Here is a 17,534-nt window from a genome sequence, read left to right on the forward strand (position 1 = left end):
ACTGGCAAACCTGGTCCGAATGGCTCCAAAGCCAGTCCGGTTGCCGGTTCCGCCTCAGGCGACCGCTTCGAATCCAAGTTGCTCTAGGCTGGCAATGCGTTAGTCTCACCTCGGACCTGCCAGAGTGGGGCTGGTGTGGAATGAATTCGGGTGTTGATCTGCTGCGGATCGAGGATGTTGGCATCTCCTTTGCCATCATCGGGGGACCGTTGCATGCCGTCAGGCGCGCAAACCTTCGCGTCCTGCCCGGCAAGGTTACCGCGCTTGTGGGCGAGTCCGGCTCCGGAAAATCGGTTCTCAGCCAGGCAGTGATGGGCATTTTGCCGGCATCAGCCCATGTTCGCGGCCGTATCCTGTTTTCCGATCCTGAACGGCCCGGCACGACGCAGGATATACTGAAGATGCCGCGCGATGGACCCGAGATACGGGCGTTTAGAGGCAGCCGCATCGGCAAGATCTTTCAGGAGCCGATGACATCGCTGTCGCCGCTGCACACGATCGGCAACCAGGTCAGCGAGTCCTTGCAGATTCATACACCCATGTCTCGGGCGGAGCGCAAGGCACGGACCGAGGAAATGCTCGGCCTTGTCGGCTTTCCCAATCCCAAGCGCGCCTATGACATGTATCCCTTTGAGCTTTCGGGAGGATTGCGTCAGCGCGCAATGATCGCGATGGCGCTTATCTGCCGGCCCGCCCTGTTGATCGCCGACGAGCCGACGACGGCATTGGACGTCACCATCCAGGCGCAGATCCTGCAATTGCTGCGCGGGCTTCAGACCAAGCTCAATATGGCGATGCTGCTGATCACCCACGACCTCGGCGTGGTCGCCAATGTCGCCGACGAGGTGGTGGTCATGTACCATGGCGAGATCATGGAAGCGGGACCTGTCGAGGCGATATTCCGCCGGCCAGGTCACCCTTACCTGAAGGGCCTGATGGCGGCCGTTCCGCATTTCGACCTGAAGCCGGGCGAACGGCTAAAGGCGCTCCGCGAGGTGCCGGTGAATGTCGGGAACCTGCTCGGCAAGCAAACGGCACCGGCATCGACGGGGCCGGACGACATCCTGCTGTCGGTCAGGGATCTGAAAAAGGTCTTCACCATCCGCAAGTCCGGATGGTTCGGCGGCGATCATCAAACCTCCGTGCGTGCCGTGGACGGCGTGAGCTTCGATATCAGGCGGGGTGAGTGCCTGGGCCTGGTCGGCGAAAGCGGTTCCGGCAAGACCACTGTCAGCAAAATCCTCATGCGGGCTGTCACCCCAAGCGGCGGCTCTGTGACCTTCAACGGTCGCGACGGACCGATCGACGTCTTGGCAGGCGAGGGAGACACCCTGCGCATGCTGCGCGCCAAAATCCAGATGGTCTTCCAAGATCCGGTTTCGTCGCTTTCGCCTCGCATGACGGTGGAGAACATCTTGAGCGAGCCGCTGGAAATCCATCAACGTGGCGATGCCGCGTCCCGGCTGGCCACGGTCAAAAGCCTGATGCAGGCAATCGGACTCGATCCGCGCTTTATCAAGCGCTATCCGCACAGTTTCTCCGGCGGGCAGCGTCAGCGTATCGGCATCGCACGCGCCTTGGCGCTGGGACCCGAACTGCTGATCTGCGACGAGCCGGTTTCGGCGCTCGATGTCTCTGTCCAGGCGCAGATCCTGAACCTTCTGAAAGACCTGCAGAAGGAATTGGGCCTGACCTACCTGTTCATATCCCACAATCTCGCGGTGGTGGACTACATGGCTGACCGCATCGCGGTCATGTGCGGCGGGCGTATCGTCGAGCTTGCCCCGCGCGAAATTCTGCTCAGGAAACCGATCCACCCCTACACGCGCTCACTGGTCGCCGCAGTACCCTTCCCGGATCTCGACCGGCCGATGGATTTCAAGACGCTGAAGCTCAGCGGCGCTTCCGACACCAGCGCATGGGGACCGCAATTCCGGGACGAGGGCGACGCGGATACGCTGTCACCCCTCGATCTTGGCGGCGGCCACCTCGTGCTGGCTCGACGTTCGGCCAATGTCAGCGAGCTACGCCATTGATCAGCCGGCGCACAGTCCTTGGGCTGATGGCTTCGGCATTTCTGCCGGGCACGTTGCGCGCCGGCGATCTGGAACCGGAATTTCTTCAGGCGCAGTTGAAGGCCAAGGCGCTGCCGGCACTCGCCGAACGCCTGCCCAAGAGCCCGCGCGCGTTGAATCTCGCTGCGATGGGCCGGCAGCCCGGCCAGTATGGCGGCACGCTGCGCACGATCATCGGCAGCCAGAAAGATATCCGGATGATGACCATCTACGGGTATGCTCGCCTGGTCGGCTACGACGAAAAGCTCAACATGCAACCCGACATTCTCGAAAGCTTCGACGTCGCGGATGATCGCATCTTCACTTTCAAGATCCGGGAAGGACATAAATGGTCTGACGGCAGCCTGCTGACGCCTGAGGATTTTCGCTATTGCTGGGAAGATGTCTGGCTGAACGATGAGCTTTCGCAAGGCGGGCTCGCTCCGGCCTTGCTGGCGGACGGCAAGGCGCCCCGCTTCGAGATCGTCGATCCGCTGACGGTCCGCTATAGTTGGGATGCGCCCAATCCCGACTTCCTGCCCAAGCTCGCTGCTGCTTCGCCGCTGTCGCTTGTTCTGCCGGCCGCCTATCTCAAGCAGTTCCACAAGAAGTACCAGGATCCATTCCGGCTCGCCGGCCTGATGAAGGAGAACCGGGCCCAGAAATGGACGCTCCTGCATATCCGCATGTCGCGTCAGTATCGCCCGGAAAACCCGGATCTGCCGACGCTCGATCCCTGGCAGAACCGGACCAAGCCGCCGGCCGAGCAGTTCATCTTCGAGCGGAACCCGTTCTTTCATCGGATAGACGAGAACGGGCGGCAACTGCCCTATGTTGACCGGATCGTATTGAATGTGAGCTCGTCGGCGATCATTTCCGCCAAGACCGGTGCGGGCGAGAGCGACCTGCAATGCATGGGAATCGACTTTTCCGATTACGCCTTCCTGAAGGACGCGGAGAAGCGCTACCCGGTGAAGATGCATCTGTGGAAACGCACACAGGGTTCGCGGCTGGCGCTGCTGCCCAATCTGAATTGTGCCGACCAGGTGTGGCGTGGCCTTCTTCGCGACGTGCGGGTGCGCCGCGCACTTTCGCTCGCTGTGAACAGGCGCGAGATCAATTTGGCCGTGTTCTACGGATTGGCGCAGGAAAGTGCCGATACGGTCCTGCCGGAGAGCCCGCTCTACCGGCCGGAATTCGCGAAAGCCTGGGTCGCCCACGATCCTGACCAAGCCAATGCCCTGCTCGACGAGGTCGGGCTCCAGGCGCGTGACGATGACGGCCTGCGGATACTTCCCGATGGACGCCCGGCGCAGATCCTGGTGGAAACGGCCGGCGAAAGCACGCTGGAAACCGACGCGCTTGAACTCATTACCGATCACTGGCGCAAGATCGGCATCGCGCTGTTCATCCGCACTTCCCAGCGCGACATCTTCCGCAGCCGCGCGCTTGGCGGCCAGATCATGATGTCGATGTGGTCGGGCATCGACAATGGCGTGGCGACCGCAGACATGAACCCGTACCAGCTGGCCCCCACCATGGACGACCAGCTGCAATGGCCGCTCTGGGGTGCTCACTACTTGTCTCACGGCACGCTCGGCGAGGCGCCCGATCTTCCGCCTGTGGTCGAGCTGATGGCTTTGCTCAAACGCTGGAACGCGTCGACCGAACCCACCGAGCGCGCCGAAATCTGGAATTCAATGCTGTCGATCTACACCGATCAGGTGTTTTCGATCGGCACGGTCAACGGAACATATCAGCCGGTTCTGGCATCCGCGCGGCTGCGCAATCTGCCTGACAAGGCGCTCTACGGCTACGACCCGACCGCCTATTTCGGTGTCTACATGCCGGATACATTCTGGCTTGGAGAGTCCTGAGCGTGCTGCGATATATTGTCTGGCGCATCGCCGTGATGGTTCCAACGCTGCTGATCATATCGGCACTGGTGTTCACGATCATCGAACTTCCCCCAGGCGACTATTTCGACAGCTATGTTGCCGAGCTTCGGGCTCAGGGCGAAGCGGTCGACTCCGATCGCATCGAGATGATGCGCAAGGACTATGGTTTCGACAAGCCGCCGGTCATCCGCTACTTCTACTGGGTCGGCGGGATGCTGCACGGCGATTTCGGCTATTCCTTCGAATATGAGCTGCCGGTTCGCGACGTCGTCGGGGACCGAATGTGGCTGACCGTGCTGGTTTCCTTCGTCACGATCGTCTTCACCTGGCTCATCGCCTTTCCAATCGGCATGTACTCGGCCACGCATCAATACAGCTGGGGCGATTACGGCCTGACCTTCTTGGGTCTTCTTGGCCTTGCCATCCCGAATTTCATGCTGGCGCTGATCCTGATGTATTTCGCCAACATCTGGTTCGGCACGTCCATCGGCCATCTCATGGACCAGCAATATCTCGGCGAGCCGATGAGCTGGGCCAAGGTGAAATCGATCCTCGCCCATCTCTGGATCCCGGTCCTGATCATCGGCACCGGGGGCACGGCAAGCATGATCCGGCGGCTGCGCGCCAATCTGCTCGATGAGCTTCACAAGCAATATGTCGTGACCGCGCGCGCAAAAGGCCTTCATCCCTTCAAGGCGCTGGTCAAATATCCGCTGCGCATGGCGCTCAATTTCTTTATTTCAGACATCGGCTCCATCCTGCCGGCCATCATCTCCGGTGCCGAAATCACGGCGATCGTGCTGTCTTTGGAAACGACCGGTCCGATGCTGATCAAGGCGCTGCAAAGCCAGGACATGTATCTGGCAGGGTCGTTTCTGATGTTCCTGGCCTTTCTGACGGTCATCGGCGTCCTGATATCCGACCTGGCGCTGGCGCTGCTTGATCCGCGAATTCGTTTGCAGGGCGGCAGCACCAAATGAACACGCAATCGCCGCTGCCCGCTCCGGGTGCTCCACTGCAACACTATGTTTCCATCGCGCCCTTCGACCTCCAGTCGGTCGAGGCGATGACGCCTGAGCAGTCGAAGGTCTTCCAGGCGTCGCAGTTGCGGCTGATGTGGTGGAAATTCCGGCGCCACCGGCTTGCCCTCATATCCGGCATATTTCTGGCAGCGCTTTATTTCGGGATACTGATCTGCGAGTTCCTGGCGCCCTACAATCTGCATACGCGCAACATGGACTACATCTATTCGCCGCCGCAGCGGGTGCACCTGTTCCACAACGGCCAGTTCGTCGGGCCGTTCGTCTACGGCCGCCAGATGACGCTGGACATGGAGACGCTCAAGCGGAACTACATCGAGAAACAGGATGACGTTCAGCGGATCCGTTTCTTCTGCAAGGGCGACAGTTACCGGTTCTGGGGCCTCATCGAAGGTGACAGGCATCTTGTCTGCCCTGCCGAAAACGGCCAGCTCTTTCTGGCCGGCACCGACAGGCTGGGACGCGATGTGTTTTCGCGCATCATCTATGGCGCACGCATTTCATTGACGATCGGCCTCGTCGGGATCGCTTTCAGCTTCCTGCTCGGCATAGTCATCGGCGGACTGGCCGGCTATCACGGCGGTATCTTCGACCTGATCGTCCAACGGGTAATCGAAGTTCTGCAATCGATCCCCAGCATTCCGCTATGGCTGGCTCTGGCGGCGATCATGCCGATGACCTGGAGCCCGATCCTGATCTATTTCGGCATCACCGTCATCCTCGGGCTGCTCGACTGGACCGGACTGGCGCGCGCCGTGCGTTCAAAGCTTCTGGCCTTGCGCGAGGAGGATTACGTTCTGGCCGCGCAATTGATGGGCGCCAGCAGCAGCCGCATCATCCGCCGGCACCTCATTCCCGGTTTCATGTCGCATCTGATCGCGACGGCGACGATCTCCATACCCGGCATGATCCTGGGCGAGACGGCGCTGAGCTTTCTTGGCCTCGGCCTGAGGGCGCCGATAACCAGTTGGGGCATCCTGCTGACCGAGGCGCGCAGCGTCAGCGTGATCGCGTTCTATCCATGGCTGCTTTTGCCGATCCTGCCCGTCATTCTCGTCATCCTGGCGTTCAACTTCCTCGGCGACGGCTTGCGGGATGCCGCAGATCCCTACAAGTGAGGTCGCAAATCCGGCGCGCCGTCGACCGACTGCACCCAAGATGATCCTTGTCGGCAGCCTGTTCGGTCGTTGCAGTCTTCATCGTTCGCCTCTATGCGGCGAGCTCGATCGGTGTAATACGACGTCTCGGGCATCGCCCCGTGAGCCCTTCTCGTCGCGGGTATTGCCGTCTCTTGAGCTGGTTCAGGACATGTGATCGCATATGAGTCGCCTCGACAGTTTCATCCGCAGGATGACGGCACAGCGCGATATTCTCGATCATATCTGCGCCGAGGTGGCACAAATGGAGGGGCCGGTGATCGAACTCGGCCTCGGCAATGGGCGGACGTTCCACCATCTGCGCGAGCGCCTGCCCGGACGCCGGATCGTGGCGTTCGACCGCGCACTGGCCGCACACGCCAGCTCGATTCCCGAAGCTGAAAACCTCGTGCTCGGCGAAATACGCGAGACTGCGAGCAGGTTCATCGGTATCGACGCCGCTCTTGTTCATGCCGACATCGGTACCGGCTATGAAGATCGCGATGCGGTGACTGCTACCTGGCTTCCCGATCTGATCGCGCGCCTGCTTCGCGTCGGCGGCATCGCGGTCAGCGGCACGCCGATCGATCACCCGCGCTTGCAACGCATCCCTCCGCCGCCCTCGGTGCCCGCCGATCGTTATTTTATCTGCAGGCGGGTGTGAGAGGCCGAGACGGCCAAGCCCTCAGGGGATCCTGTATACTGCTATCTCTCGCTCAATGCCGCGCAACGAGACCTCGTGGGGCACGGGCGTCAGCGCATTCCTGTGCAACAGATCGGCGGTGAGATTGTCGTCGACCACCGCACTAGTGGCGAAGATCGCCTGCGCTTTGGCAAGGTTCTGGACGCGCGAAGCAATGTTGACCGTCTGGCCGAAATAGTCCTGCCGCTCGTTCATAGACACGGCGATGCAGGGGCCGGTATGGACGCCGATCTTGAGCAGCAGGTCCTCGCGCCCGCTCTTGTCGTTGAGCGCACGCATGGCATCGCGCATCCTCAGAGCCGCAGCAACCGCACGATCGGGCGTCGCGAAGGTCGCCATCACCGCATCACCGATCGTCTTCACCACCGCGCCCGACTCCGCCGCGACGATCTCGTGCAGAACCTGGAAATGCGCGCGCACGAGATCGAAGGCCGAAAGGTCGCCCACCCGCTCGTAAAGCGCGGTCGATCCGCGCAGGTCGGTGAACAGGAAGCTCAGGCTGGTGATCTTCAGGCGCTGGTTGATGTCGACCGTATCCGTGCGATAGAGATCGCGGAACGTCTGGTTGGTGAGCAGGCGCTTGGCGGTCAGAAAGGGCCGGCGTTTGCGCAGAAGATCATGCAATGCCTCGCCGGCGATAAAGACCGCCGGCAGCACGCGGGTGTCGGTCCTGTTTTCCAGAGAAATGCGCAACGGGCCAGGCTGCATCTCCAGCGTCTGGCTCTGGACATGGTCGCGGTCGAAGACCAAAGAGAGGCTTCGCCGCTCCTTTGTCGGTTCGCCCTTCACGTCGATGAACTGCACTGAATGGGTGACCGGCTCGAAGACAATGATGAATTCGGACGGAAGCTGCACGGTCAGAACCGCCCTTTCACCGGGCGCAAGCTCGATATCGTCCAGCGAGAACGCTTCCATGGTTTTGGCGAAATCCTCATCCGCCGGCAGATCGACGCCGGACGCCCAGTAGATCTGGCGAAAATATTCCACCAACGGCAGTTCGTGTGGGTTGTGGGCGGCAATCCTGCGCATGCGGGGACTGACGGTGAAAGTCACCTCGACCATCTCGTCGAGGGTCGGCGAGTAGCCCTGGGAGCACAGCGCGCAGGTGTATTCGTCCTTCTGCAGGGTTTTCAGCGTGGCGTTGGTGTCGAGCACGCCCCCACAGCCGGGGCATAGAACATTCCAGGAAATGTCGAAGATGCCCACCCGCGCCGCATGGAGAAAGGCGCCTATGGTGCGCTCCTCGTCGAGGCCATGCTTGCCGGCGAAGGCAGGCGCATTGATGCGGCACAGTTCGCGGTCCTCGCCTTCCGCGATGGTTTGCTTGATCGCGTCGATTGCCAGTGGATCGACATCAGTCGATTGCCGCAGAAGCGAGAACAGATCCTGAGCTTCGTTCATCGTGCAGGCTCCGGAAAATGCGCCTCGTGACGTGTTGACCGGACCGCTTCCTTGGTCCGAGTGCTGCATTTTACTTCGAAACGGACCGCGCGGCCATTCGATAGATAAACCTGGTGATAATCCAATTTCCATTCGGCCGATTTTCACCGGCCACAAGCGGCACTATGATGTCCTTGGGCATTCATCTTTGGGACTCTCTCCCATGCCGACATCGAACAACCCGCCATTTCCCGCGGCGCTGCGCCTTTTCTCTGCGGCCGTGATCATCGTCCTGATCATAGGCGCGGGCCTGTTTTTCGCGCCTGTGCTGGTGAAGCCGCGGTGGCCCTGGGCCGTCACCCCATTCAACGCCCGCTTCCTGGGCGGCTTCTACACCGCCGAAATGGTCGTGATGGCGGCGCTGCTGTTCTGGAATCGCTGGTCGCCCGGCAGGCTCGTGCTCGTCATGGCGTTCATATTCACCGTCATCGTCTCGTTGGCTTCGTTCATCAATCTGGGCTATTTCAACTTCGAGCGCAAAGCGCCCTGGCTCTGGTTCTTGGTCTATCTTGGTTCGGTCGCGGTATCCGGGTGGTTCCTGTGGCGGGCCAGGGGCCGTCCTTCTGCAAAGGGCGTGGCTCTAACCCCCGCATTGCGCAGCTACATGCCGGTGGAATGGGCGGTCCTTGGGGTCTATGGCGTCGGGCTGTTGCTGTTTCCCCTGCTATTCAGCAGCATCTGGCCATGGCCGATCGATGTCTTCCACGCCCAAGTCTACAGCGCCATCTTCCTTGCCGGCGCGGGCGGCGTATATCTTGTCTGGCGAAGCGCCCCGCGCGAGGAATTGCTGGTGCTCGGCTTGGCGCAGGTGCTGGTTGGCCTGTTTGCCATTCTTGGCCTCGTCATCACCGACGCTGCGGTGCACCGGATCGACTGGAGGGCGGCCCGGACATTGTGCTGGCTCGCCCTTTTCGGCTGGATCGGCATCAGCGGTGTCTTCAAACTCGTTGCCGCCTCCCGGTATTTCAAAGCGCGTCGCGCTGAAACGGATCCAGGCGATACGCTTTAGGGCTTTATTTTATGCATGTCGCTTTCGCAAAACCGCTGCACACTTTTGCGCGACATGCAGTAGCTCGCAATCGGCGTCGCAGGTTGGAGAGTCGGCTGGATTTTCAGGGGACGTCCGGTCATCGTGCCGGGCCGATTGCTAAGGCCGAAACGCCATGACCAGCACCACTTCGTCCTTCTCCGAGAAGATCCAGCCGCAGCTCCGGCCCGTCCGGCCAGGCGATGCTGAGGCGCTTTGCGCCATCTTCAACATGCCGGGGTTCCGCTGGGGCACGCTAAGGATGCCCTTCGAAAGGGTCGAGCAGGTGGAACGGCGCATCGCCAAGTCCGGCCAGGAGACCACCTGGATCGTTGCGGAATTGGACGGCAAGGTCGTCGGTCATGGCAGCCTGATCGTGCAGGATTCGCCTCGCCGTTCTCATATCGGCGAGATCAATATCGGCCTTGACGACAGCTTTGTCGGCAAGGGCATCGGCTCTGCCATCCTTGGCGCGCTGCTTGACGTGGCCGACAACTGGCGCGCCCTGAAGCGGGTCGAATTGACCGTCTATGCCGACAACAAACCGGCCATCCGTCTCTACACAAGCCACGGCTTCGAAATCGAAGGCCGGCATGTGAAGGCCGGTTTCACCGACGGACAGTACCACGACCTCCTGAGCATGGCCCGGCTGCGATTCTGAAGATGCGCTGTTTGGCCTTAACTCTCTAGCCAACCTAACAATTCATGCGGAGACGGCGAACAGGAATGGGACCAATGACGGCCGGTGTTGACCCAAGCCGAACGCCTCCGGCGGAAATTCTGGCGGTGCTGTCGCTGCTCTGCCCGGAAGTCGCGTGTGATATCGAGCAGAACTGGAATGCAGCGGTTTCCGACTATGCCCGCCATCTGTGGCGACCGGTGGCGAGGCCTGCATCGGGCCCGGCGATCGCTGCCCGCTCGATTGTGCGCGAAGTTCTGCATCAGCGCCTTGGTGTGATCATGCAGCCCGAACAGATCGGCAAGGCCCTCGAAGAGTTCGAGCACAGACCGGTGGTTCAGTCCGGACTGCACTGCCTGCTTCTGATGGACCGGATCACCTTCGATGCGCTCCTGCTTGCTTGGCTCGGCGCGGTCGAAAACGGGCTGTCGGCCTTCATCTGCTTCATGGGAACGACGATGACCATGGAGACAATTGGCCGGGAGGGGCCGGGCTGGCTCGATGTCGGCGACGACAAGGTCAACCTGTTTGGCATGGCGCGCCACAAACTGTGCCGCAAAAGCGCGTGCGTGGCCGGGCCCGTCGCCCTCAACAGGCGCGCGCTGGAAGCGGTGGGCGATGAAACGGATACCAGCCGCTGGCTCGGCACCCTGCTTGCCAGCCAGGACAGGGTGTTTGGAACCGCCGCCGACGCGCTGACAGCCCTCAACGAAGATCTGGTCGCCCGTTGGGACTGTTCCGGCACGGCCCTGCCGGTTTTCATCGATGATCGGCTCGCCGCGGCTGCCATGGCTCGGCATCTGGAATATGAAGGGAGCCTTCTATCCAGGCTGCTCTTTGAGCCCGCAAGGCGCCAGCGTCTCGAACATGCCCTGCAAGAGGCCGCATCGAGCCCTTTCGGCAGGTTCCTGCCCAACTCCACGGCCTATTTCTGGGGCATCCGCGAGGAGCGCGTGCGCAAGCTCGTGCTCGAGAACGGACGACTGATCGAGCCTGACAGACCGCATGGTCTTTCCGTCCCGTTCGAGCGGACGCATCTCAAGCAGGGGCTGCTGGACGGCGTGCTGCTGCCGAATTTGTTCCTGATGTTCCTCGTTCTGGCCATATTGCCGCGCGTGCGGGTTGTGGGCGGGCTGAGACAGATTGGCTATATGGCGCTTTTCCACTCGATCCTGCTGGCTGGGCTAGACGAGAACGCGCCGGATGAGCGCGATCTGATTGCAGAGCTGCAGGTTCGGGAAAGTGCCTGGGGCATGCGGGTCATCGACGAAAAGATCTCGGTCCGCGAACAGCTTGCCGGCCTGCCGGAAAGGGCAGTCTTCCCGGAACTACTGCGGCAATATCGCTTGCGGACATTTGCCGAGACGACCGACGACCTGAGACTGGTGCGCGAAGACGCCCGATGGCGCAAGCTCGGCCGGGCAGAGATCAAGGCAACCTGACTCTCGCTTCGGGCCTTGTTGGTGGCTCCGGTTCAGACCTGACATGGCCTCACTTCATTGTACGACACCGGCCTTGCGCAGCCCGTCTACCACGCGTTCGAAATCGGCAGGGTATTTGTAGGGCAAGACTTTGCGACGGTATTCCAGCGAATAGTCGGGGTTGAGGCGAAGCACCTCCTGCCATGCCGCGCGGGCCTCGGCGAAACGGCCCAGGTGGCCGTAGGTGGCGGCCAGAAGCGCGCGCGAGACGTCGGTGACAGCGTTGCGAGCCAGCCGTTGCATCAAGAGGTCAACGGCCTCTTCGTACCTTCCCAGTTGAAACAAGGCCAAAGCCTGGAAGTGCAGAAGCACATCCGGGAAGTATGGATTCAAGCTCTTCCCCCGGGCGAAACTTTCCAGGGCCTCTTCGGATCTGCCCGAATAGTGCAGCGCCTCGCCGAGAATGACGTACCCTTCGGCGAAGTTCGGATTGAGGACTATCGCGCGCTCGGCCTCGCTGATGGCCTCATCGTGCCGTCGTGTGTACAGCTTGACGATACCCAGCGCCCAGTGCGCCCAGGGATCGCTGCCATCCAGCGCTACCGCCTGTGTTGCGGCCTGTTCCGCTTGCGCCATCGATTCCGGCGGCGACGCACTCCACCGGTTCAAGTAATCGAGTGCGTGCGTGAGGGCGAGGAAAGCGTGGGCAGAGGCAAATTTCGGGTCCAGTTCGATGGCACGTTGCAAGAGGTCTCGGGCTGCGACATTCGTTTCTTCCGTCAGCCGGTGCCACAGCTCCCGGCCACGCAGGAAACAATCATACGCCTGCGTGTTGCGCGACTGCTCGGGCGCCCGCCGCTGAAGGTCACCCTCGGCCAGATTGAGCGCCAGCGCACCGACGATCTGCTGCGTCACGTCGTCCTGCACGGCGAATATGTCGGTCAGGTCGCGATCGAACCGCTCCGCCCAAATATGCCCGCCGGAGGTTGCATCGATGAGCTGCGCGGTGATGCGCACCCTGTTCCCCGATTTCCGTACGCTGCCCTCAAGCACATACCGCACGCCGAGCTTCCTGCCCACCTCCTGCACCTGGACGTTCTGGCCCTTGAAGGTGAACGACGAATTGCGTGCGATGACGAAGAGCTGCGACAGTTTGGACAGCGCGGTGATGATGTCTTCGGAGATGCCGTCGGCGAAGTAGTCCTGTTCGATGTCACCGCTCATGTTGGCGAACGGCAGAACGGCGATCGACAGCTCCGGGGGCGCTGCCGTGGCTGGCCGGCTCGTCACGGTTTCCGATGTTGCGGCCCTGGTCGCAGCGCTGCCGACTTGCAGCGAGTAGACCCGAATCGGCTCGGCGATGTTCTTGAGCTGCGTGCTGCCGAGATCGCTGACGGAGAGGTCGAGCCTCGCCTTCACCTGGCGATAGGCGTCCTCGGATAGGCAAATGGCGCCGGGCGCTGCGACGCCCTCCAAACGCGAGGCGATGTTGACGCCGTCGCCCATCAGGTCGCCGTCGCTCTCTTCGACCACATCCCCCAAATGGATACCGATCCTGAACTCGATGCGGCGGTCGTGCGGCACGCCGGCATTGCGCTCAACCATGCCATTCTGAATCTCGACCGCGCAGCGCACGGCATCCACCACACTGCGAAACTCGACCAGCGCTCCATCCCCGGTGCGCTTGATCACCCGCCCGTTGTGCACTGCGATGATCGGATCGATCAGGTCGCTGCGCAATGCCCGCAGCCTCGCCAAGGTACGATCTTCGTCCGCGCTCGCGAGCCGGCTGTATCCGACCACATCCGCAGCCAGGATTGCGGCTAGCTTCCGATTCTCGCTCATCGGTCCATCTCCCAATCTCCACGATAGCAGGAGACGCAAGGTAAGAGGGAACTTTCGCAAACGACGGCCGCGCAACAGCGGGAATCGGCAGGGTTTTGCCACCAGACCACACTGGCGCTCGATTGCCACTTGCGCTGCCGCTTGCTGGTCGACCGCTATCGGTTCATCCTTGGGTGAACGCTCGGCCGTGAAGTGCGTAGCGAGGTCACGCCGTCATGGCCCCTAGTGAGGTCTTGTTCGATGGACTGCTCAGGCTGCGGTTTCGAGGTTGAATCCGGTTACGCTTTCTGTCCGAAGTGTGGCAGGCGTCAGCCCGTGCCATGCGCAAGTTGCGGCTACCTGTGTGCACCTGATTTCGAGTTCTGCCCGAAATGTGGGGCAAGCATCGGTGCGCCCGCAAAAGCCGTCGAACGGCCTGCTCCGACACCAAGCCGGACCATCGTGCCGCCGTCCCGTACTCCGTCGCTGCTTCCCAACATCGAAGGCGACAGGCCGCATCCCGACTCCGACGCCGATCGCCGGACGGTGACGGTCCTGTTCGCTGACCTTTGCGGCTTCACGACACTCAGCGAGCAACTCGACCCAGAGGTGATGCAGGCGCTGCAGAACGAGCTGTTCAAGGAATTGACGGCGGCTGTGCGAAACTTCGGCGGTTTCGTCGACAAATTCATCGGCGATGCGCTGCTCGCTTTGTTCGGTGCGCCGGTTGCCCATGAGGACGATCCGGAACGTGCGCTTCGCGCCGCACTCGACATGATGGCGCGAACGGCGCGGCTCGGCGAAAGCGCCCCCCACTCCGGCTCGCCTCTGCTGCTGCACATCGGCATAAACACTGGTCCGGTCGTCACCGGCGGATTGGGCATCGGCACCGCCAAATCCTATTCGGTGACCGGCGATACAGTGAATACGGCGCAACGCCTGCAATCGCTGGCCGCACCGGGTGAGGTGCTGGTGGGCGAGCTCACCCACAGGCTGACCCGGCATGCCTTCTCATATGAGCCGCTGGGCGATGTCGTGCTTCGCGGCAAGGCCGGAAGTGTGCTCGTCCATCGGCTGGATGCACCACTTGCGGCGCCGCGTGCAGCGCGTGGGCTCGAGGCGCTCGGCCTCAGCGCGCCGATCATAGGTCGTGGTGCGGAGCTCCACAGAATGCTGGCGAGCCTCGACCAGGCGTGCGGCGGCTCGGCCCAGCTTGTGCGCCTCGTCGGAGAAGCCGGTATCGGGAAATCGCGGCTGGTGAAGGAGTTCATCGCCCGCGTCGGCGACGAGGATCGTTTTCGCAACGTCGCCGTGCGGCAGGCCACGTGCTCACCGCTGGGCGAACAATCATTTGGCGCGCTGGGCGCCGTGGTGCGCAGCGCTGCCGGGATGATGCAAAGCGACAATGGGGATGAAATGCGGGCGAAGCTCGCAGGCTTGCTCACCGAACTCGGCCTGCAGGACGAGGAGGCGAAGCGGCTCATGCCTTTGCTCTACCATGTGCTTGGCCTTGGCGACCCCGATGCCACCTTGCAGCATGTCGAGCCCGAGCAGTTGCGGCGGCAAATTCTCTACGCAGTCCGCACGATCATCGAACGGCGGCTTGCGTTGTCGCCGCTGTTGATCGTCGTCGAAGATCTGCACTGGGCCGATGCTGTGTCGCTCGAGGCACTACGCTTCGTGATGGACAGGCTGGAACGCACGCGGTTGATGTTGCTGGTGACGCATCGTCCGGCGCCGGACAACGACCAGCTCGACTCAAGTCGGGTCAGTCACACAGCACTCAGGCTTTCGCCGCTCAACAGCGATGACGGACGCAGACTGCTGGCGGCGGTTTTCGGCGAGGGTTGGGTAAACTCGGCAGGAGAGCTTGTCGACCAGATCCTCGAGCGCGCCGGCGGCAACCCGCTTTTCGTAGAGGAGATCGTTCGCGGCCTTATCGATCGCGGTGTGCTGATGCGCGAAGGCCATCGATGGCGGACCGTGGCAGGCGAAGTCGCAACCGGCATTCCCGCCACCATCCAGGCAATGTTGCTTGCCCGTGTCGACCGGCTGCCCCAAGAGGTGCGCCGGCTGGCCCAGGAAGCCGCGGTGATCGGCCCGCGCTTCGACGCGACCCTTCTGAAATCCGTGACGGCCGATCCCGGCCGCCTGGAAGCCGGCTGCGAACTGCTTTGCGACGCGGAAATCATCGAGGAGGTTGCCGGATCAGGCTCGATCTCGTCGCAAAGCTACCGCTTTACGCAGACGTTGCTGCAGGACGTGATCTACCAGAATCTGCTCCTGCAGCGCCGGACCGACATTCATGGGCGGGTGGGAGCTGCCTTGGAGCGACTGTGCGGCGACAAGCCGGAACGGCTCGAGGATTTGACCGTGCTCGGTCACCATTTCGCGCAAAGCGCCGAGCGCGAGAAAGGCGCGCAGTACTTGCAGGCGGCGGGCGATCGCGCTCGCATGATATACGCCAACGACGACGCCCTTCGTTTCTACGAGCGGGCGCTGACTGCGCTGGGCACGATCGGGCAAACACCGCTCAAATTGGCTGTTGCAGAGCGCATTGCCGATCTGAGCGGCCCGGCGGGCCGCCGCGAGGTCGCGCACCAGCACTACGAAACGGTGCTGCAGGCATATCGCGAGTCAGGCGATCGTGTCGCTTCGGCGCGCGTTTTGCGTAAGATCGGTCGGCTGCTCTGGGACGTCGGCAAGCGGGAGAACGCAGAATCCCGCTATGCTGAAGCGGCAGCGCTCCTCGATGGAGCGGATGCCCCGATCGAGCAGGCGCATCTGTGGCAGGAGCGCGGCCGACACGCGTGCCGGAGCGGAGATCACGCTCTTGCGGCCACATGGGCAGACGCGGCGCTGGACAGCGTGCGCACTCTGACAACGGAGCATGTCTCGGAGGGAGGGCGAGAAGCCACTCTCGTGACCGCCGAGGCACTCAACACCAAGGCTGTTGCGCTGGCGCGGCTCGGGCGTAACCTTGAAGCGGTGCGTCAGGTGGAGCGTAGCATCGAATTGGCCGAAGCCGCCGGTCTGCTGGGCGCCGCCTGCCGCGGCTACACCAATCTCGGCGTGCTTTACACGACCATCAATCCGGCGAAGGCGATCGAGGTCTGCCGGCGCGGTCTTGAAGTGGCGCGTCGTATTGGTGATTCCGGGTTCCAGGCCCGCCTCCTCGCCAATCTGGCGGTCGCTTGTTGTACTTTCACGGATCGCTGTCCAACGGAGGGCGTGCCTGCTGCCGAGAAAGCCATCGAGATCGACAAGGCGCTCGACCAGCGCGAGCATCTGCCGGTGCCGTTGATCGTGCTGGGGCAGATCCACCAGTGCAGCGGCCGTCCGGAACTGGCGGTTGGCTTGTTCGAGGAAGCACTGGACGTAGCCCGCGAAACGGACGAACCCCAACTGCTGTTTCCGTGCTATGATGGTCTCGCAACGCTTAATCTCGACCTCGACAACCTGGTCGAGGCCGAGCGATATTTTTCCCTGGCGCAGGGCATATGCGCCCAGCACGGGCTCGACCCGGAAACGCTTGTGGTGCTGCCTTTTCTCGACTAGCCGGGCGGGAGGTTGAAAATGTCGCCGCGTAGTGACTTGGTACCGCTTCAACCGGGTGATCGTGCGCCCAACGTGGTACTCGACGCTATCACACAGGAAGGCAAGATCGCCCTCGACGACTTTCGCGGACAAAAGCCGGTGCTGGTCGGCCTTTTTCGAGGTCTGCATTGCGCGTTTTGCCGGCGCCATATCGCAGCCCAGGCACGGCTTGATCCGGAGCTGCGCGAAAAGGGCGTGGGGAGCTTGACCGTTGTCAACACGCCGATCGAGCGGGCACGTCTCTATTTCCGCTATCACCCGATGCCGAATCTGCTTGCGGCCTCCGACCCTGAACGCGCATCGCATCGGGCCTTTGGACTGCCTAATCTCGAATTCACCCAAGATGAGACGGAGTGGCCGTACAAGGTGTCGATGGCGGCGGCAAAGGAGATGCGGGTCGACGTACCAGGCGAGTTGCCCGGCCCAATGGATCCTTTTTCGGCCAGCAAATTCCTCGATAAGAAGGATCATTACGAAGTCACCGAAGCCGACGAGCAGATGATGGCAACCGGACATGGCCAACTGATCGGCCAATTCCTGCTCGACCGGCAGGGGGTCGTCCGCTGGAGCTTCACCGAGGTTCCAGAAGGTGGGCGATACATGTTCGGGGTGCCAAACCCGCAGGAGCTGATGTCAGCCGTGTCGCAAGTCGCCCAATAGACTGGCAAACAAGGTCAAGGGCGGCATGCTCATGGCAGCACGTAGGGTGCTGACA

Annotated in this window: 12 protein-coding genes; 10 read left to right on the forward strand and 2 right to left on the reverse strand. The window is 61.9% G+C overall.

Annotated elements, in window-relative coordinates; genetic code table 11:
- Positions 1 to 140: 140 nt before the first annotated feature.
- From EJ074_RS21855 to EJ074_RS21875, 5 genes are all read left to right on the forward strand, one after another.
- On the forward strand, positions 141 to 2,036 hold the full coding sequence (locus EJ074_RS21855; protein WP_095804373.1) for an ABC transporter ATP-binding protein: 1,896 nt from the start codon (positions 141 to 143) through the stop codon (positions 2,034 to 2,036).
- Positions 2,033 to 3,931: an ABC transporter substrate-binding protein gene (locus EJ074_RS21860; protein ID WP_095804372.1), complete on the forward strand. Its 1,899-nt coding sequence runs from the start codon at positions 2,033 to 2,035 to the stop codon at positions 3,929 to 3,931. Before EJ074_RS21855 ends, EJ074_RS21860 begins: the two co-directional genes overlap by 4 nt.
- Before the next feature lie 2 nt (positions 3,932 to 3,933).
- Positions 3,934 to 4,932 (forward strand): ABC transporter permease, encoded by a 999-nt coding sequence (locus EJ074_RS21865; protein ID WP_095804371.1) that lies wholly within the window; start codon positions 3,934 to 3,936, stop codon positions 4,930 to 4,932.
- Positions 4,929 to 6,110: an ABC transporter permease gene (locus EJ074_RS21870; RefSeq protein WP_095804370.1), complete on the forward strand. Its 1,182-nt coding sequence runs from the start codon at positions 4,929 to 4,931 to the stop codon at positions 6,108 to 6,110. Before EJ074_RS21865 ends, EJ074_RS21870 begins: the two co-directional genes overlap by 4 nt.
- A 202-nt stretch (positions 6,111 to 6,312) precedes the next feature.
- Positions 6,313 to 6,792, forward strand: a complete 480-nt coding sequence (locus EJ074_RS21875; RefSeq protein WP_095804369.1) for a class I SAM-dependent methyltransferase — start codon at positions 6,313 to 6,315, stop codon at positions 6,790 to 6,792.
- Positions 6,793 to 6,813: 21 nt separating this feature from the next.
- Here the strand turns inward: EJ074_RS21875 and EJ074_RS21880 are convergent, their stop codons facing one another.
- Complete coding sequence (locus EJ074_RS21880) at positions 6,814 to 8,232, reverse strand: adenylate/guanylate cyclase domain-containing protein (protein WP_095804368.1); 1,419 nt, start codon at positions 8,230 to 8,232, stop codon at positions 6,814 to 6,816.
- Positions 8,233 to 8,266: 34 nt separating this feature from the next.
- Between EJ074_RS21880 and EJ074_RS21885 the strand changes: the two genes are divergently transcribed.
- From EJ074_RS21885 to EJ074_RS21895, 3 genes are all read left to right on the forward strand, one after another.
- On the forward strand, positions 8,267 to 9,280 hold the full coding sequence (locus EJ074_RS21885) for a hypothetical protein (RefSeq protein ID WP_245420268.1): 1,014 nt from the start codon (positions 8,267 to 8,269) through the stop codon (positions 9,278 to 9,280).
- Positions 9,281 to 9,434: 154 nt separating this feature from the next.
- Positions 9,435 to 9,959, forward strand: a complete 525-nt coding sequence (locus EJ074_RS21890; RefSeq protein WP_095804366.1) for a GNAT family N-acetyltransferase — start codon at positions 9,435 to 9,437, stop codon at positions 9,957 to 9,959.
- A gap of 74 nt (positions 9,960 to 10,033) precedes the next feature.
- Complete coding sequence (locus tag EJ074_RS21895; RefSeq protein WP_095804365.1) at positions 10,034 to 11,419, forward strand: hypothetical protein; 1,386 nt, start codon at positions 10,034 to 10,036, stop codon at positions 11,417 to 11,419.
- Between the two features lie 54 nt (positions 11,420 to 11,473).
- Here EJ074_RS21895 and EJ074_RS21900 read toward each other — a convergent pair whose 3' ends face one another.
- Positions 11,474 to 13,243 (reverse strand): adenylate/guanylate cyclase domain-containing protein, encoded by a 1,770-nt coding sequence (locus EJ074_RS21900; protein WP_095804364.1) that lies wholly within the window; start codon positions 13,241 to 13,243, stop codon positions 11,474 to 11,476.
- Between the two features lie 240 nt (positions 13,244 to 13,483).
- Here EJ074_RS21900 and EJ074_RS21905 point away from each other — a divergent pair, with 240 nt between their 5' ends.
- Together EJ074_RS21905 and EJ074_RS21910 are read left to right on the forward strand one after the other, a co-directional pair.
- The gene (locus EJ074_RS21905; protein WP_129554082.1) at positions 13,484 to 16,780 is read left to right on the forward strand and encodes an adenylate/guanylate cyclase domain-containing protein; all 3,297 of its coding nucleotides are present in this window, start codon (positions 13,484 to 13,486) and stop codon (positions 16,778 to 16,780) included.
- An 18-nt stretch (positions 16,781 to 16,798) separates the two neighbouring features.
- Complete coding sequence (locus EJ074_RS21910) at positions 16,799 to 17,479, forward strand: redoxin family protein (protein ID WP_095804362.1); 681 nt, start codon at positions 16,799 to 16,801, stop codon at positions 17,477 to 17,479.
- Positions 17,480 to 17,534: the final 55 nt, after the last annotated feature.

The sequence above is a fragment of the Mesorhizobium sp. M3A.F.Ca.ET.080.04.2.1 genome (genome assembly GCF_003952525.1).
GTDB lineage: Bacteria > Pseudomonadota > Alphaproteobacteria > Rhizobiales > Rhizobiaceae > Mesorhizobium.